This window comes from Lysinibacillus sp. NPDC093712 (assembly GCF_050280025.1).
Taxonomy (GTDB): domain Bacteria; phylum Bacillota; class Bacilli; order Bacillales_A; family Planococcaceae; genus Lysinibacillus.
The window spans coordinates 637,027-653,828 of record NZ_JBNNUU010000001.1; the positions used below are offsets into that span (position 1 = coordinate 637,027).

General features: G+C 34.9%; 16 protein-coding genes and 1 pseudogene. 12 read left to right on the plus strand and 5 right to left on the minus strand.

Annotated elements, in window-relative coordinates:
• Window positions 1-11: 11 nt before the first annotated feature.
• A complete protein-coding gene (locus ACQKNX_RS03250; protein ID WP_340824840.1) occupies window positions 12-914 on the minus strand; it encodes a LysR family transcriptional regulator in 903 nt (300 codons plus the stop codon).
• A gap of 300 nt (window positions 915-1,214) precedes the next feature.
• Between ACQKNX_RS03250 and ACQKNX_RS03255 the strand changes: the two genes are divergently transcribed.
• From ACQKNX_RS03255 to ACQKNX_RS03265, 3 genes are all read left to right on the plus strand, one after another.
• Window positions 1,215-1,967, plus strand: coding sequence for an alpha/beta hydrolase (locus ACQKNX_RS03255; RefSeq protein WP_427427546.1), 753 nt, complete (start codon window positions 1,215-1,217; stop codon window positions 1,965-1,967).
• A gap of 359 nt (window positions 1,968-2,326) precedes the next feature.
• Window positions 2,327-3,676: a branched-chain amino acid transport system II carrier protein gene (gene brnQ / locus ACQKNX_RS03260; protein WP_427427547.1), complete on the plus strand. Its 1,350-nt coding sequence runs from the start codon at window positions 2,327-2,329 to the stop codon at window positions 3,674-3,676.
• A gap of 127 nt (window positions 3,677-3,803) precedes the next feature.
• Window positions 3,804-4,436, plus strand: a complete 633-nt coding sequence (locus ACQKNX_RS03265; protein ID WP_427427548.1) for a LysE family translocator — start codon at window positions 3,804-3,806, stop codon at window positions 4,434-4,436.
• A gap of 53 nt (window positions 4,437-4,489) precedes the next feature.
• Here ACQKNX_RS03265 and ACQKNX_RS03270 read toward each other — a convergent pair whose 3' ends face one another.
• Complete coding sequence (locus ACQKNX_RS03270) at window positions 4,490-5,248, minus strand: SDR family oxidoreductase (RefSeq protein WP_427427549.1); 759 nt, start codon at window positions 5,246-5,248, stop codon at window positions 4,490-4,492.
• Between the two features lie 228 nt (window positions 5,249-5,476).
• On the opposite strand from ACQKNX_RS03270, the gene ACQKNX_RS03275 reads away from it, so the two are divergent.
• A complete protein-coding gene (locus tag ACQKNX_RS03275; protein ID WP_427427550.1) occupies window positions 5,477-6,055 on the plus strand; it encodes a TetR/AcrR family transcriptional regulator in 579 nt (192 codons plus the stop codon).
• A 137-nt stretch (window positions 6,056-6,192) separates the two neighbouring features.
• On the opposite strand, the gene ACQKNX_RS03280 is transcribed toward ACQKNX_RS03275, so the two are convergent.
• Both ACQKNX_RS03280 and ACQKNX_RS03285 read right to left on the minus strand, forming a co-directional pair.
• Window positions 6,193-7,392 (minus strand): YhgE/Pip domain-containing protein, encoded by a 1,200-nt coding sequence (locus ACQKNX_RS03280; protein ID WP_427427551.1) that lies wholly within the window; start codon window positions 7,390-7,392, stop codon window positions 6,193-6,195.
• Between the two features lie 52 nt (window positions 7,393-7,444).
• Complete coding sequence (locus ACQKNX_RS03285) at window positions 7,445-8,026, minus strand: TetR/AcrR family transcriptional regulator (RefSeq protein ID WP_427427552.1); 582 nt, start codon at window positions 8,024-8,026, stop codon at window positions 7,445-7,447.
• Between the two features lie 180 nt (window positions 8,027-8,206).
• Between ACQKNX_RS03285 and ACQKNX_RS03290 the strand changes: the two genes are divergently transcribed.
• From ACQKNX_RS03290 to ACQKNX_RS03310, 5 genes are all read left to right on the plus strand, one after another.
• Entirely contained in the window at window positions 8,207-8,527 is a 321-nt protein-coding gene (locus ACQKNX_RS03290) for a PadR family transcriptional regulator (protein WP_340824830.1), read from the plus strand.
• 27 nt (window positions 8,528-8,554) lie between these two features.
• Window positions 8,555-9,085, plus strand: coding sequence for a DUF2812 domain-containing protein (locus tag ACQKNX_RS03295; RefSeq protein WP_427427553.1), 531 nt, complete (start codon window positions 8,555-8,557; stop codon window positions 9,083-9,085).
• Between the two features lie 11 nt (window positions 9,086-9,096).
• On the plus strand, window positions 9,097-10,002 hold the full coding sequence (locus tag ACQKNX_RS03300) for an ABC transporter ATP-binding protein (RefSeq protein WP_427427554.1): 906 nt from the start codon (window positions 9,097-9,099) through the stop codon (window positions 10,000-10,002).
• Window positions 9,980-11,230, plus strand: coding sequence for an ABC transporter permease (locus ACQKNX_RS03305; RefSeq protein ID WP_427427555.1), 1,251 nt, complete (start codon window positions 9,980-9,982; stop codon window positions 11,228-11,230). The genes ACQKNX_RS03300 and ACQKNX_RS03305 overlap by 23 nt, the downstream gene beginning before the upstream one ends.
• Window positions 11,231-12,086: 856 nt before the next feature.
• Window positions 12,087-12,554, plus strand: coding sequence for a hypothetical protein (locus ACQKNX_RS03310; RefSeq protein WP_427427556.1), 468 nt, complete (start codon window positions 12,087-12,089; stop codon window positions 12,552-12,554).
• A gap of 340 nt (window positions 12,555-12,894) precedes the next feature.
• Here ACQKNX_RS03310 and ACQKNX_RS03315 read toward each other — a convergent pair whose 3' ends face one another.
• On the minus strand, window positions 12,895-13,329 hold the full coding sequence (locus ACQKNX_RS03315) for a hypothetical protein (protein WP_427427557.1): 435 nt from the start codon (window positions 13,327-13,329) through the stop codon (window positions 12,895-12,897).
• A 151-nt stretch (window positions 13,330-13,480) separates the two neighbouring features.
• Between ACQKNX_RS03315 and ACQKNX_RS03320 the strand changes: the two are divergent.
• The 3 genes and pseudogenes from ACQKNX_RS03320 to ACQKNX_RS03330 form a co-directional block, all read left to right on the plus strand.
• Window positions 13,481-13,811, plus strand: a pseudogene (locus ACQKNX_RS03320) (DUF3888 domain-containing protein); the annotation flags it as partial.
• A 302-nt stretch (window positions 13,812-14,113) separates the two neighbouring features.
• Window positions 14,114-15,283, plus strand: a complete 1,170-nt coding sequence (locus tag ACQKNX_RS03325; RefSeq protein WP_427427558.1) for a toxic anion resistance protein — start codon at window positions 14,114-14,116, stop codon at window positions 15,281-15,283.
• Window positions 15,284-15,623: 340 nt separating this feature from the next.
• Window positions 15,624-16,601: a LacI family DNA-binding transcriptional regulator gene (locus tag ACQKNX_RS03330; RefSeq protein WP_427427559.1), complete on the plus strand. Its 978-nt coding sequence runs from the start codon at window positions 15,624-15,626 to the stop codon at window positions 16,599-16,601.
• Window positions 16,602-16,802 lie beyond the last annotated feature (201 nt).

Sequence of the window (16,802 nt, forward strand, 5' to 3'; positions counted from 1 at the left end):
TCCTTCCGCTTTTAGTCGTTGTTCCTTGAAGGTCCCATTTTCTCATAATAATCAAAAACAAATTTCTGAAATTGTCGTGCGGAAGGGGAAAGGTAACGATTTTCAATCCAAGCCATCCCGATAATACGTTCACAGACCATATCTTCAACATGAATTTTTACGACTTTTTTTGGATTAAGATCTTCATCATCAGGTAGTAGTGATACGCCAAGGCCGGCTCCTACAAATCCCGCAACGGTCGAGACCTCATCTCCCTCATAGGTAATTTTAGGTTTAATGCCTGCTGCGTTTAATAATCGATCTGCAGTACGGCGCAATGCATAGCCTTTTTTCATAAGCACAAAGTTTTCATGCTCCAGTTCCTTCATTGTAATGCTTTTACGATTGGCAAGGTGGTGATCAATTGGCACCATAATGTAAAGCTCATCTCGCCACAGTTCCTTCCAGCATACAGGGGGTTCAGTGTTAATAGCTGCAAGTAGGCAAAGATCAAGCTCACCTGCAAGTAATTGCTTTAATTGTGAGTGTGAATAGTTTTGTGTGAAATGAAAGCGGATTTGCGGGTGTTGCTGACGAAAGGCGCGGATCAAATCAGGTACAATACTTGTTCCAAGTGTATGTAAAAAGCCCAGTGACACATCTCCTAGCTCAGGATTATTAAGCTCTTGTAATTCTAAAACTGCCTTTTCATATTCTTTGCGCATACGCTGCACACGATATAAAAACTGTTCTCCATAACGATTTAGCATGATGGAACGCCCTTGGCGGTCAAATAAAGGAACACCTAATTCCTCCTCAAGCTTAGAGATTGAGCGACTAAGTGCAGGCTGTGAAATAGCTAATACATCCGCAGCACGTGTCATATGTTCAAGCTTTGCTACTGTTGCAAAATACTCCAATTGTTGCCATTCCATTTTTTTCACCTCCAATAATAGTATTACTATTAGTTACCTGCATTATAACGGTAAAAGTATAGGAAGTATAGGCAACGGAAAAAAAATTTGTATAGTATGACAAAGGAATTTTAATAAAGTAATTTTTATAATTTTTAACCATCCCTAAATGGTGATTATACAAGGCTTCAACCTTACATCATTCATGCATGAAAAGTATCGAAACGATAAAAACTATAAATTGTACATTATGAATAAAGGGTGTTAAGATAGACACATAAAATACACAAATACAAATTTCCGTGAAGGGGATATTATAAAATGAAGTTAACAAAGCCGCAACCTCTAACAATTGAGGGAGGCAAAAAAGCCGTACTATTACTGCATGGATTTACAGGTAGCACAAAAGATGTGAAAAAGCTAGGGGAATTTTTATCAACACGTGGTTATACTGTTCATGCACCTATCTATAGTGGTCATGGGGTAGAACCAGAAGCCCTACTTGAAACAAAGCCTGAAGACTGGTGGAATGATGTAGTAGAAGGCTACAACTTCCTAAAAAATAAAGGCCATGAAGAAATCGCAGTAGTAGGAATTTCACTTGGCGGTGTCTTTTCGTTAAAAGTAGCAGAGCAATTTCCTGTTAAAGGAGTTGTTGCCATGTGTGCGCCGATAACACGCGATAGCTCAAAAGGATTATTTACACGTTTATATAACTACGCAAGACTATATAAACATTTTGAAAATAAATCAAAAGACCAAATTATCTCTGAGTTACATGAGTTACGAATTACACCAAAAGATTCTTTAGATGGCGTTACACGCTTAACTGAAGAAACGCGTGAAGATTTACCAGCAATTAAAGCTCCAACTTTAGTACTGCAAGGATTATTAGACGATGAGCTATATCAACAAAGCGCTCCGTTTATTTTAGATACAGTTAAAACAGATGATAAAGAAATTATTTGGTATGAAAATTCAGGTCATATTATCACATTAGATAAAGAACGTGAGAAAGTTTATGAAGACGTGTACAATTTTTTAAACCATATTGAATGGTCTGTTGCAAACTAAGAGCTGTCTTCTGACAGCTCTTTTCATTTTTTACTTTTACTTATTAGCTAGTAACTGTACAATTAGCAATCAACTACGCAAAAACTATTGTTTTTATAATAAATGCCTGTTACCATAGTGAAATTGTAGTGAAAATTCATTCGATTTAACTTGTTTTAGCAACCCCTCTACTTCTATAAGTGGGACGAACCAAATAGCCACTGAATTAAGTGAAAGCTTAAACTTGTCTGAATCAGGTTAAAGCCCCGGCGGCTATTACAGATTTTAAAAATGCTTTTCGAGCAAACTCGAAAAAATCTGGACGCAACTACGCCAAGGTAATTTGCTATAGTTAAACACATCTAAGGAGTACATCAATTATGCAAAAGAAAATACCTTTTTCTACCTATGCAGTCATAGGAACGATGTTATTTGGACTGTATTTTGGAGCGGGGAATCTTATTTTTCCAATTCAACTTGGACAACTTGCAGGAACAAACTTTTGGTTTGCACTGATCGGCTTTTTAGTTACCGCGATCGGTTTGCCATTTTTGGGCATTTTAGCGATTGGTTTATCGGGCAGTAATGGTCTGCGTGATTTAGCGAGCCGTATTCATCCTTTATTTGGCGTTATTTTTTCACTAGCGCTATACTTAACAATCGGTCCCTTTTTTGCAATTCCTCGAACTGCTACAGTACCATTTGTCGTTGGTTTTGAACCGTATATCAATGCGGAATATACAACAATTTTACTAGCTCTGTTTAGCTTTATATTTTTTGCAATAGTCTATTATTTCTCGTTAAATCCGGCGAAGATTATGGACTATATAGGTAAGGTGTTAACACCAGCTTTTCTAGTTGTATTATTTATTTTAATTATTATCAGTATTGTGAAGCCGATGGGTCAATTCCAACAGCCAATCGGTGATTATATCCAGTCTTCCTTTATGACAGGCTTTAAAGAAGGCTACAATACGATGGATGCACTAGCGTCACTAGCATTTGGTATCGTCGTTATCAATGCTATTAAACGTGCAGGTATTACAGATAGAAAAGAAATTGCCAAGGCAACATGGACATCAGGTATCTTTGCAATGGCTTTAATGACACTAATTTATGGGCTCATTACGTATATGGGCGCATCGAGTATTGAGGCTGTCGGAACATTTGAAAATGGTGGATTAATTTTCGCAGCAGTAGCAGACCATTATTTTGGCTCATTTGGTGCGATTTTATTGGCTGTAATTATTGTGCTAGCTTGCTTAAAAACGAGTATTGGCTTAATTACTTCTTGTAGTGAATTTTTCCATGAAGTTTTCCCGAAAATAAGCTATAAATGGTTTGTTTTCATTTTGTGTGTTGTGTCATTTTCAATTGCCAACTTTGGTTTAAATAATATTATTCAATTTGCGATTCCAGTGTTGATGTTCTTATATCCACTTGCGATTGTCCTTATTTTACTTGCTTTAAGCTCTTCGCTATTTAACAATAAGCAAACAGTTTATGCATCTGCGATGTTCTTAACATTTTTCGTTAGCCTAATCGATGGCTACAATGCACTCGTTAATAGCATTCCAGGTGCAAAATTAAGCCTGTTGGATTCAGTAGCTGAGTTGTATTCAAATGTTTTACCTTTATATGATATCGGTTTAGGCTGGATATTACCGGCTGTAATTGGTGTCATTATTGGATTAGCAATGCCTTCAAGAAAAGTATCAACAATTAACTAACATATGAGAAAGCACACACAAAATAAATAATTGATGTGTGTGCTTTTATATGTAAAAATATTATATGCAGAAAATTTATTCAATTTAATTTATAATGATACTTAGTATTGTTTAAAGGAGTGAGCATATGCATGAGATTTGGATGTTTACAGCAGTGGCATTATTGATTGTTATGGTGCCGGGAGTGGATTCGCTTCTAGTGTTAAAGAATACAATCATCCATGGAAAGAAAGCAGGCTTTTTTACAATGGTGGGGATTATTCTTGCCCTTGTCGTTTGGACAACCCTTGCTGTACTTGGCCTAGCTACGATTATCTCAAAATCAATGGTCTTATTTTTAGCGATAAAATATGCAGGTGCCGCTTATTTAATATATTTAGGCATTCAATCTTGGCGTGCAAGGGCACAAAATATGATATTACAAGAAGAGCTACCTTTACAGGAAGATGCAGAAAAAAACGTATCGCTTAGCTGTATGACTCAAGGCATTACGACTGATCTATTAAACCCAAAAACATTGCTATTATATGTAACATTAATGCCTCAATTTATTCAGCCAAATTTTAATATAAACTCTCAATTAATTGTGTTAGCAGGCATTTTAATCGCGTTATCAATTGTTTGGTTGGGCATTGTGATACTCGTTATGAATGTTATTCGAAAATGGTTTATGAAACAGACGGTGCAGGCAATATTTAATAAAATTACGGCTGTTATGCTAGTAGGAATTGGTATACGTATTGCGACTGAAAAAGTATAGAACGAGAAAAATGCACGCAAAGGTATATTCCTTTGCGTGCATTTTGAATAGGCTTAGTAAGCAGTCCATCCACCATCAACGGCAATGATTTGTCCATTCACAAAGCTTGCTTCATCTGAGCCTAAGAAAATAGCAAGTTGTGCAATTTCTTCGGGTTGTCCAGCACGTGGATTGATTGCTAATCCTAGTGACTGACGAGCCGCACCAACTTCACTCATATTAGTCATTGATGCAGCGATATTTGTCATAACAGCACCTGGTGCAATACCATTACAACGAATGTTTTGGTTTGCATACATAAATGCTGTATTTTTTGTTAAACCAACAACGGCATGTTTAGATGCAGTATAGGCAGCACCAGCACGAGCACCGTATAATCCGCCAGCAGAAATATTATTAACGAAAACACCATGTCCTTGCTCTAGGAAAATCTTTGTTGCCATGCGCATTGAACGCATAACAGCTGTTGTATTTACGGCAAATACTTTATCCCAACGCTCGTCAGAAATCTCACCGACAGGCTCCATTCCATCCATAATGCCCGCATTGTTAACTAAAATATCTAATTTACCATATGCATTTTTTGTTTCATCGAATAAGCGTTGCATGTCCTCAGTTGAAGCAACATTTGTTTGTATAGCAATAGCTGTGCCGCCATTTGCTTGAATACCATCTGCAACAGCCTGTGCACCGTCTAAATTTAAATCTGACACAACAACTTTAGCACCTTCTTTTGCATAACCTTCTGCAATTGCTTTTCCCATACCTGAAGCTGCACCTGTAACGATTGCTACTTTACCTTGTAATCTCATGTCAAAAGACCTCCTATTAGATCGAATTTCCCTAAGGACAAAGTTACTTTGTCTTAAGCTTAACCAGAAATAAATATGCACTCGCATCTACTACTTCTGGTTATGTATTGAACATGTGTTCATTAAAATATTATAATACTCATGTAAGCGATTTCAATACGCAGAATTCGTAGAACTGTTCAGTAATCAACACATTTGAAATATTTGTTTAATATGGGAGTGAAAATTTTGAGCGTTAATGATTTGCGGGTAGTAAAAACAAAGCAAGCGTTACATAATGCATTGCTTACTTTGTTAAGCGACAAACCGTTAGAAAATATCTCGATTGCGGAAATATGCCGTGTAGCAAAAGTGAATAGGGGCACATTTTATTTACATTATGAACAAAAAGAGAAGCTGTTTGAGGAATACTTTCAGGAAATTGTGGAGGATTTATATAATTCATATGAGGAACCATACCGGGCTGCATCGACCATTATTAAAAATGAGCTAGATCCAAATACGATTCGTATTTTTCATCATATAGAGCGGTTTAAACAATTTTATCGAATCGTCTTTTCAAAAAATGTACCGCTAACCTATTATTATATGTTATTTAATGAAATTCAATCGCTTTTAAAAAGAGACTTAGCACAAAATAAAATAGGCAAAATAACAACTGACTTTTATAGTGCCTATCAAGCAAATGCAATTATCGGCATGATTATTGAGTGGTATCGGCATGATTTTGCCGAAAGTGCTAGTGAACTAAATCAGCAGTTTGCGGCAATTTTACGTTTTGAAGAAAGTTACGACAATCGCCGGTAATCCTCGGTAAAACGCCAATAAATCTAGGGGAATCGCCGATAAACTCATGCCAATCGCCGGTAAAACATAGTAAAAAGAGTTAGATTGATAGCAGTCAATCTAACTCTTTTTCTCTTATGGCTTAGCCTTTTGTTTTTTTATTGCGGTGTAGTCACGCTTAATTCTAGTTCCATTTTAGGTCTTTTTAAGGCAACCGCAACGGTAGCAATAACGAGTGTGACAGCAATGATAATAGCTAACGAACTACTATTATAAATTAGACTTTCAGAGCTACCTCCAAATATTATTGTATAATAGCCATCAGCCCCGTAAGTTGCTGGCAAAAGGGAAGCAACGCGATGGTAAAAGTCTGAAAGCATAGCATTTGGTACGAGTACGCCAGATGTGACAAGCTGTAAGGAAAGTGCGCAAATATTAAAGACCATGCCGAGATTACCAAATACGATGACAAAGACCTGTGCTAAACATAGAAAAGCCCAAAACATGAAAGCTTGGAATAGATAGATAGTGAAAAAGCTTTCGTTACTTGAAATTGTAAATAAATGCATCAATCCTATTGTTAGTAATGGAAGAATAAAAGCAACCGCAATATTTACTAGCTGTCTAGCAAAAAATAAAGACCATTTCGAAACAGTATGCTGTACGATTTCAGCTGCCTGCTGATGTTGCATAATCATCACCATTGCACCAACAAATGATGAAATAATAACCATTAACGGTACGAAATTTGCCGCAAAGCCTTTGACGTCATTCGTTTTAATAATAGTAGATTCAACTGTTCGGTCTTTTACTCCCATAATGGTTGAAGCAACAGTATCTTGAACTTTAAGTGCTGTATTTTGTTCTAAAGGAAGCTGTGAAAACTGCTGTGAAAATGCCTTTATAATTTCTCCTTGCTGTACAGGGTACAGACTATGATTGACTTCCTCTGTAGCTTGTTTTGCTACGCTCTCCATCATTGTTTTGGCAAGACTTGCGTTCGCTTGATTTATGGAATAAATAATGTTTGCCTCTTCTCCAGCCTGTAATTGGGCCGAAAAATCAGCTGGTATGTGGATAATCATATTTATATGACGTTGATCCAATTCATTTTCTGCCTTTTCAATTGAGGTGAAATCTTTCGTTGCAAAAGGCAATGATTCCTTTAATCCGCTAATAACTTCTTGACCAAAGGATGAATCTTCACTGATCAAGCCAATCGTTAAGTTATCTGCTCTATCACTTATGCCGTCGTATGCGGTCATCCAGATAGAAAAAAATATTAATTGAAATGCAATTGTAGCGGCAATACCAATATAAGTTTCGCGAATTTTAAATAACGCTTGTAATCCTTTCATTATAAACCTCCTATAAGTAAGTACTTACTTGCATCCTTAAGAAAAATTTTTTCTAGGAAATTAATCCCCTAGAAAAAATTGCAACACTTGTGTTAATCAGTTCTTCAGTTGGAAGGGTAGAAACGGTTGTACCTAATCGAGCGCGTGAAATAAAGTGGCCGAAATTAAGGGCAATAAGAGATAGTGCAGCGGCTTCATAGTTGACCTCACGGATTTTCCCTTTATGGTGCATCTCCTCGAAATATTGAATTAACTCATTTTTGAAGATAAGGGGAACATTTGCTATTTCTTCACTGATTTCTGGAAATTGCATTGATTCCTTAAAGCCAATCATCACAAGATCCTTTATGGACATCATATATTCAAAATATTTCATTGAAAAATGGTTTAAATCTTTTTCTAAATCCCATGTAACCTCTTCATGCATCATTTTTTGCAAAATAGGGTTGTAGGAAAATCTGTCCACAATGGTCTTTAAAATCCCTTGTTTATTGCCAAAGTGGCGAAAAATCGTTACTTCATTGACCTGTGCTAAGTCGGCAATTGCCTTCGTTGTCGCTGCGGTGTAGCCCTTTTCGCTAATTAGCTGTATGGCTGCTTCAATAATTCGTTCTGCTGTTTCTTTCGTTGTCAATAAAATACATCCTCCAATGCAAGTGATTACTTACATGTTAACATGAGTGATTTGTGTTAGCAATAACTCAAAAAGAATTATTCGCCAGTTTTGTCATTGACAACTATATCGGGCGCTGATATATTTTATTTATATCGTCAGTCGATATATTGTTTGGCGATATAGAGGGAGGTATTTTTTATGACACAGACACAGGAATATCCACCTTTAACAGAGGGTGTTTATTATATTTTATTAGCATTATTTGAAGCACGACATGGCTATGGCATTATGCAATTAGTCGAGGAAATGAGTAAAGGTCGTGTTCGTCTTGGGGCAGGTACGATATATGGTGCTATTAAAACATTGTTAGAACGACAATGGATAGAAGCATTAGATGGTGATGGTCGTAAGAAGGAATATATAATTACGGAAAGTGGGAAAAATGTAATAGAATATGAAATTTTACGATTAAGGGAACTTTTTGACAATGGTATCCGTATAACAAATGGGAAAGCATAAAATGCATTTTTTATAAGAGGTGTTGATATGAAAAAAATTAAATTTCGCTTTTTTCTGGACTATGAAAAAGAAGAGGTATGGGTCAATAAAATGGCCGAACAAGGATGGCATTTACGAAAAAATATAATCAGCTTCTTTGTATTTGAACAAGGCGAGCCTGGAAAATATATTTATCGTAATGAATTGGTAGTAGGTGAAAAGAAAGATTATTGCGAATTTTTAGAATCGCTAAACATTGAATGCGTTTCTAAATTCGGTGTTTGGGCATATTATCGTAAAGAAGCAGCTGATGGGGAATTTGAATTATTCTCAGATGCACCTTCAAAAATAAAATATTTAAAATCAATTAGTAGGCTGTTTATTCCAATTGCCATTCTAAGTGTTTTAATAGGATTTTTTAATATATTCACGGGGCTAACAGCATCTCCGGCAACGTTTATGTCTATTAATCTTGGTTTTTTAAATGTGTTTTTAGGGGTTTTAATGTATGTACCAATTAGAAAAATTCAAAGACGCAAAAAGCATCTAGAACATGATTTACATATATTTGAGGGGTAAGGAGGATAAATATGACATTACAATTACAGCAGGTCACAAAAAAATACAAAGATTTCACTGCGGTTGATAATTTAAATTTCACGATTGAAAAAGGGGAGATTTTTGGACTAATTGGTCAAAATGGTGCAGGAAAGACAACGACATTCCGTATGATTTTAGACTTGCAGGAAACTACAGCAGGCACGATATCATGGAATGGAAAGCCTGTGAATTCAATAAACCGTGACGTCCTTGGTTATTTACCAGAGGAACGTGGAATTTTCCCAACAATGAAGGTTGAGGAGCAGCTCTACTTCTTCGGAGAGCTACGAGGCATGAAAAAAGCAGAGCTCAAGAGGGATATTGATTTTTGGATTAGCCGTTTTGATTTAGAAGAAAAACGTAAAGATAAAGCGGAGACGTTGTCTAAAGGAAATCAACAAAAGGTTCAGTTAATTGCAAGCTTTATTCATAAACCACAATTTTTAATTTTAGATGAGCCTTTTAGTGGTCTTGACCCAGTGAATAAAGATTTACTGAAAGATGCCATCTTACTGCTAAAAGAACAAGGAACAACGATATTATTTTCGAGTCACCAAATGGATAATGTCGAAGAACTTTGTGATCACTTATGTCTTTTAAAGCGGGGAGTATCACTTTTTTCCGGCAGTTTATTAGATTTAAAGAAACAATATGGCAAAACAAAACTGTCTGTACGAACGGATTACTCTACAACCGAATTACTTAAGCTCGAAGGTGTTAAAGACATACGTGTGGAAAAAGAGCAAACGGTGTTAATGCTTGAGGATGAGCATTATGCAGAAAGTATTTTCCAACATTTATCTGCAGGTAAGTACATCGAAAAATTTAGCTTAGACTATTTAACACTGGATGAAATTTTTAAAGATAAGGTAGGTGGCAGCGTTGTCGAAGTTTAGTTTGTTAATGAAGCAATTATATAAATCAAAATTGAAATCAAAATCATTTATTTTAATGACGCTTCTATACGTGCTTGCAATGTCTGTTGCTATTTTTTGGTCAGATATTAAGGAGCTATTCACAGGGAACGATGAGGCACAGCAAATCGCTATTGTTAATGATACAACCGCAGATTTAAGCGGAATATTTGTATCAAATAGTGATATGACGTTTATTCAAGATGAGACAAATTTAGAGAAGTTAGAGCAAAAAGTAAAAGATGGGGAACTTGCTGCGATTGTTGAAGTGAGTGATCAGAACGGTCAGTTGCATGCAGAAATTTCAACGTTTAAGCCTTTGAAATTAAATGATCAATCGACGATATCTTCTTTATTGCAATATGCTGGGCAGCATTACGCTGTACAAAAACTATCCCTATCTTCAGAGCAGGCAGCTCAAATAATGGCTGCCAAAACGATTATTTCAAATAAAAATTTAAATGAAGAAACGACTGGTGGAAAAAGTGAGGAAGAAAAACAATCAGGGCTATGGGTATCCTATGCTGTCGGCATTTTAATTTACTTCTTTATTTCCACATTCCTATCGATGATTACAACTGAAATTGCTTCTGAAAAAGGCTCACGCGCTATGGAAATGCTATTAGTAAGTGTGAAACCTGCCACGCATTTTAAAGCAAAAATTGCAGGTGTCCTGCTACTGGCAATGACACAAATGGCGATTATTGCAGTTGTCTTCCTAATCTATGCAAAGTTCGCGAAAGACGGCGTTATTTGGGAAATGGCAGCAAGTATTGTTAAGGAGTTATCGCTTGGATATGTGCTGTATGCAATCCTGTTTTTACTGTTAACAATTGTTTTATACTTGATTGTTGGCGCATTATTCGGCTCATTAGTGTCTAAAGTAGAGGAAGCAGGTCAAGTGCTAATGCCTGCAATGATGATTACCCTAATTGGCTTTTATGTAATGCTTTCGGGAATTGGTAATCCCGATACAATTATTATTAAAGTTTTCTCTTATATTCCTTTCACATCGGGTATGGTGATGCCAATGCGTATTGGAGCGACAGATATAGGTATGATTGAGCCTTTACTATCACTTGGTATTTTAGTAGTGACAATTATTGTTGCATACTTATTCAGCTTATCATTCTACAAACGTAGCGTCTTAACATATAGTACAGGCGGCGTGATTCAAAAGTTCAAAACGGTATTAAAAGTAACGACATAATGATGGAAAGCAGCTATTACTCTGTAATATTAAAGACAAGTAATTGTACATGATGTTTTCATTTATCATAACTTGTTTAGAATGTTGCACATATTATAAAAATGTACATTACTAATTTCAATTTTAGTAGTGTGCATTTTTTTATTATGCTTAAAATTTCTCCTAGGATTTATTAAAAAGGTTAATATTTACATTTTTTTGAAAAAAGTTAGGATAGAACGAATCTTCTTTGAGGGGTGTTATTGATTGTATTGATATGAGTATTAATGTCCCAAACATATTGACAGTAAATATGAATTATTCGTATTTAGAGATAACTAACCGTTCCTTCCCTGGACAGATTATTATGTTGATTGTGTAAGGAAAATAGATAAGAGCTCTGCAACCTCTTATTTGAAATGTTTGCTTCCCTTTTTTTAGTGGCTAGGGAAAAAAGTAATTATCAAGGGCAACGAGTGGAAAGATTCAAAGGAAAAGATACGTGTAGCTATAGGAGGAGTATTTGAGACATAAAAGAACTGTAGAAGGTGATTTAAACAATGCTAAAAATAAGTATGTGTAGCTTACAAGAGAAAAATTGGTGAATAGATTGATAGCAGTTAAACAATACGTAGCGGAAAATGAAGAGATGGGTTGCTATTCATTTTGAGTAGTTAAAATAGAGGTTTAATAAGATATAAAAGTAACCTTGTTAGATTGTTTTAACAATGCTTAGTTTACTAAAGCCCCGGTTAGTTGAAGAAGCACATACTTTATTTAGAAACGGTAACAATACAAATAAAGTTGTAAAGAGGTGTATTGTAGAAAATGAAAAAGTTTTTAATCGTTTTATACTATTCCTTGGTGGGAGAAATTAATGAAGAAAAATCTTTTCCTTCTCTTTATTTGTATATTTTTAGTTAGTTTTCAACCAAGTACATTTCAAGATACTACAATGAGTTCGAACAAAAAATCCGAAGTTTCTTTTTTCCCTGACACTGAAATGAGCTTAACATTAAAGGAAGCAATCGAGATCGCCCAAAAAGAGGCGCTTAAGTGGAATAAAGAAGCAATGTTATATGGCGGAAATAGTGTTGACAAAGATAATACTCCAACAGGAATGGAAGGCAAAAGAAAACATTGGAACATCGAATTTGGAATACCAGGTAAAACAGATTTTTATCTAGTAACTATAAGAGACGGAAAGGCAAATGAAAAAGCGCATGTGCCAGCAGGATTGGAAGTTATGCCTAAAAGTTACTTTATTGCTAGTGTTGATGAATTTAAGTTTGACACGCCTGAATTACTAAAAAAGGGACAAAAAAACACCAAAATACCCAGGTGACACTTTTGCTAAGGGATATAAATTTTAGTTTCACTTAAGATCCACAAAAAAATATTCCAATTGTGATGGTTATCGGTTGGGATCAGGCAAAGGAAAATATGATCTATTTAATGTTCAACGCAGGAACAGGAGAGCTAGAAGAAGAATTTAAAAGAGAATAATATAAAAACTAAAATGGGTTGTATTCATGCAAAAAATGCGGTTATCTCCATCCCAAACAAGCGAATCAATACCGATTTGCATTTTTATCCACAACGTTAACATAATGGCACTTCATGGAAGTATTTAACTCCATTACTCAATAATAAAGTATCCTGTTAGTTCAATTAGGTGTAGTTGTTTAATGGTATTGAAACCAAACAAACCATCTTTTTTCCTTACTTCTAGCTAAAAATATTTGACCTTGGGCTAAGTCAGCTCCAGGTGCTTTTGGGAAATCTAAACGTACAAGCCATGACTTTTCAGCAATTTCTTTGCCACAAAAGGTTTTTGCCATTCCAAAATAGGCTTCTTCTTCCTTATTACCAACTGTATTGGGAAAAGGTTTAGCAGTTACTACATTCCACTTAGTATACATGTCTGGAAAGTCATCTATTCCAATTCCATAAGTTTCAGGTATTAAAGTATTTAACGCTTCTATTACATCTTTTTTATCCTTAAGAGATGTTTTCTCTAAATCACTTAATACAGGACAGTTTTTAGGCTGTGCATAAGTTTCTAATGACATTAACGTAAATAAAAATAAGAATAAAATCAGTGCATACAATTTTTTCAAGATAAATTCACCTCTTTTCTAATCTTCCCGAATTAGAAAAGTGTTATCCATTCTTCTCCCTGCGTCGTATTTAAGTAGAAAAAGGCTCTACTACTTATTGAAGTAAAGCCCAGCGTTTATGTAAAAACCGTAATGAGGAGTATTTAAGAAAATGAAAAAGATATTAATCGTTTTTATACTGTCCTATGTTCTAATTACGTTTTTTCAAACAACAGCCGTTTCATCATCAGAACCAATTCAAGACTCTAAGGAGATTAGATTACAGGAAATGTTAATGTTAATGCTTACTCCTTATATAGAAAAATTTAGAAAATGATTTAAATCGCTATTATTATCCGAAGATTATAAGTGATTTTTTACATCAAGTTACTCTATGGAAAATAGAAGTTATTGAATCTAAAAGAGTAAATAGTTTCCGTGGCTTTATATTACAAATTACATATGTAATTGAACCTACAGATGGCGGTCAGTATATTCCAGTAGTTCTTTAAGCTATAGCCTACAGTGTGACAGCTATTGGGATGTAGCTGTTTTCGAATATACTAATTTTTAGAAAAGATGTAAGGCGAATTGAAGATTCAGTCGAATTTTTAGTTCAAACAGGCTATAATTTGAGGAGAAGGAATGATGGACTGCTTTGTGAATGAAGCTACATACCGCGCAAACAAGCTTCTCATTAGTCCGAAACTTTAACTAAATCGAACGTGTATGGCTAAATCAGATGAAACTTTTTCATCTACTAATCGTATGTAATAGAAGAGATTAATCGCAGGGGGTATTACTTATGTCTGAAATGAACAATGACCTATTTAAATCAAAAGATCCATTCGCAACTGAAAAACCACTACTACAACCTAACCCATTAATGCAAGCTGAACCAGTGCAAACACCGACATTGATTTCTGAGCAAGAGCTATCACAAATTGCTCAAAACCAGCTTGTTTTAAAGAAGGATCCAGAGGTTCATGCACTTGCTCAAAAAATTGATGTAAAAGACCAAATCGCTATGTTAGAGCTAGGAAAAGAAACGGCGAATGGCATTTCTACATTTTCAGATAAAATGCTGGCATCAATGAGAGCTAGTAAGCTGGAAGAATCCAGTGTATTGTTAAATAATTTAAATAAGGTGATGGATAAATTCGATCCGCAAGATTTTGCAGAGCAGAAAAAAGCGGGCTTCCTTACAAAGCTGTTCAGCAAAGGAAAAGAACAATTAGAAAGATTTTTATCTAAATATGACAGCATGAATAAAGAAGTTGACGTGATTTATCGTGAAATTCAAAAGTATGAAGTTGAAATGAAACGTAATACTATCGACTTGGAAAACTTATACGACCAAAACTTAGACTATTTCCAAACATTAAGTAAATTTATTGCAGCGATTGAAGTAAAGGCAGATGAAGTTCGTGCTGCGTTACCAATGTTAGAGCAAAAAGCGCAAACAGGTGACCAACTAGCTGCAATGGAATTTGAAACAATGCAACGTGCTGTAGAATTACTTGAGCAACGACGTTATGATTTAGAAATGGCGCAGCAAGTATCGTTCCAATCTGCACCACAAATTCGCTTAATGCAGCAAGGTAATAATCATCTAATCGGTAAAATAAACTCTGCGTTTGTAACGACTATTCCAATTTTTAAACAAGGTTTAATCCACGCAGTAACATTAAAGCGTCAAAAGCTTATCTCAGATTCAATGAGTGAACTGGATCGCCGCACAAATGAAATGCTTGTACGCAATGCAGAAAACATTAGCAAAAATAGTGTCAATATTGCACGCGCTGCTGGTAGCCCAAGCATTAAAATTGAAACTATTGAAACAACATGGCAAACAATTATGGCCGGTATCCAAGAAACAAAGCAAATTCAAGCAGAAACAGCAAGAAACCGCGAGGAAGGCCGCAAACGTATCGAAAAATTACAGCTTGAATATGAAAAATTGAAAAAAATGTAATGATTGCATAGACTGTAAGCAAACTCGAAAATATATCGAGTTTGTTTACAGTCTTTTATTATTAAATATTTGTTGAACTTGAGATGATTTCATTGCACTCAAAAAAGCTTTTTATATTTTGGGAAATACTACTACTTTGAAAGTTAATAAGTGCCAAATTATATTTTCATATAGTGAGTCCGACGAGTAACTTGAAGTGCTAAAAATTCATTCAAAGTTACAACTATCTTTGAATAATGTACAGAATTTTCTTGCAATTAAGTTATTAACATGATATTTTGTTTTTATAAACGGTTAAACGATTTACTAAAACGTTTAACTAAAGGCAAGGAGATTTGATATGACAACTCTGAAAGATATTGCAGAACACGCTAATGTAAGCGCTTGTACCGTTTCTAGATATTTAAACCATAATATTGTTGTGAAAAAAGAAACAGAAGAAAGAATCCAACTCGCCATTAAAGAACTGGGATACGTACCAAATGTAGTTGCAAAAGCATTAAAGCGTAAGGAAACTACTAATGTTGCGGTAATCTTACCAAAGATTAATAGTCTTTATTATTCTGAGATCACTTCTGGAATCAGTCAAACTTTAGGAAAACATCATTATAATTTATTTATTTATGAAGTAGACAATCTTAATTTAAGTGAAAATGAAATACTACTACTTATGCGTGAAAATATGGTAGCTGGAATTATCATTATTGGGTTATTTTCTGACCTATCATTTAAAGATAATATTCCTAGTTTTTTAGAATGTGGTATACCTGTTGTCTATGCAAATAGATGTATTCCGTACTCCGGTTTTCCATTAGTGTATCCGGATTTAACCAAAGCAGGTAGGATAGGGGCAGAATATCTATTTTCAAAAGGTAAAAATAAATTAGCTTTAGTTCATAAAAAGTTGCCTAACGATGTACTTGAATTATTCTTGGATGGAATTAGTCAAGCAAGCAAGTATGAGCAAAAGCCTTTAATTATCGAAATCGACGATAATATGAATTTATCAAAAGATTGTGTGCCAAATCTTCTTGAAAACAATATTGATGGTGCATTTGTACTTAATGAATTAAGTGCAGTTTATTTAACTAAGGCATTAGTTCATCGTGATGTTCGGATATGTGAGGATATTGCTGTTTTGAGTTTGGGGAATTCGCTATTATCACAAATTTCTACACCTGAGCTAACTTGTGTGGATTTACAGAACCAGGAATTAGGCATAAGAAGTGCTGAGATTATTCTTAGCGAAATTCAAAAAGAAAAATTTGAGGCAGTAACTATATTAGAACCGTTTATTGTTGAACGGAAATCTTCATGATTTTTATGAGATAAACTTAAATAGAGGCAAATAAGGAACTATTGGTTAAACGTTTAACTATTTTTCATTCATTAATAAAGATATTCCAAATTAGTTAAACGTTTAACCAATTTAATCAGAAGTTAATGTACCAACGTGGTTAAACGATCAACAAAAGAAATACATCTATTTAGTTAATCGTTTAACCACTCTATTGAAGCA

Bases quoted from the DNA above. Each gene is read 5' to 3' on its own strand.
- ACQKNX_RS03250 (WP_340824840.1), bottom strand. From the start codon at position 914: ATGGAATGGCAACAATTGGAGTATTTTGCAACAGTAGCAAAGCTTGAA.
- ACQKNX_RS03255 (WP_427427546.1), top strand. From the start codon at position 1,215: ATGAAGTTAACAAAGCCGCAACCTCTAACAATTGAGGGAGGCAAAAAA.
- brnQ (WP_427427547.1), top strand. From the start codon at position 2,327: ATGCAAAAGAAAATACCTTTTTCTACCTATGCAGTCATAGGAACGATG.
- ACQKNX_RS03265 (WP_427427548.1), top strand. From the start codon at position 3,804: ATGCATGAGATTTGGATGTTTACAGCAGTGGCATTATTGATTGTTATG.
- ACQKNX_RS03270 (WP_427427549.1), bottom strand. From the start codon at position 5,248: ATGAGATTACAAGGTAAAGTAGCAATCGTTACAGGTGCAGCTTCAGGT.
- ACQKNX_RS03280 (WP_427427551.1), bottom strand. From the start codon at position 7,392: ATGAAAGGATTACAAGCGTTATTTAAAATTCGCGAAACTTATATTGGT.
- ACQKNX_RS03290 (WP_340824830.1), top strand. From the start codon at position 8,207: ATGACACAGACACAGGAATATCCACCTTTAACAGAGGGTGTTTATTAT.
- ACQKNX_RS03295 (WP_427427553.1), top strand. From the start codon at position 8,555: ATGAAAAAAATTAAATTTCGCTTTTTTCTGGACTATGAAAAAGAAGAG.
- ACQKNX_RS03300 (WP_427427554.1), top strand. From the start codon at position 9,097: ATGACATTACAATTACAGCAGGTCACAAAAAAATACAAAGATTTCACT.
- ACQKNX_RS03310 (WP_427427556.1), top strand. From the start codon at position 12,087: ATGAAGAAAAATCTTTTCCTTCTCTTTATTTGTATATTTTTAGTTAGT.
- ACQKNX_RS03325 (WP_427427558.1), top strand. From the start codon at position 14,114: ATGTCTGAAATGAACAATGACCTATTTAAATCAAAAGATCCATTCGCA.
- ACQKNX_RS03330 (WP_427427559.1), top strand. From the start codon at position 15,624: ATGACAACTCTGAAAGATATTGCAGAACACGCTAATGTAAGCGCTTGT.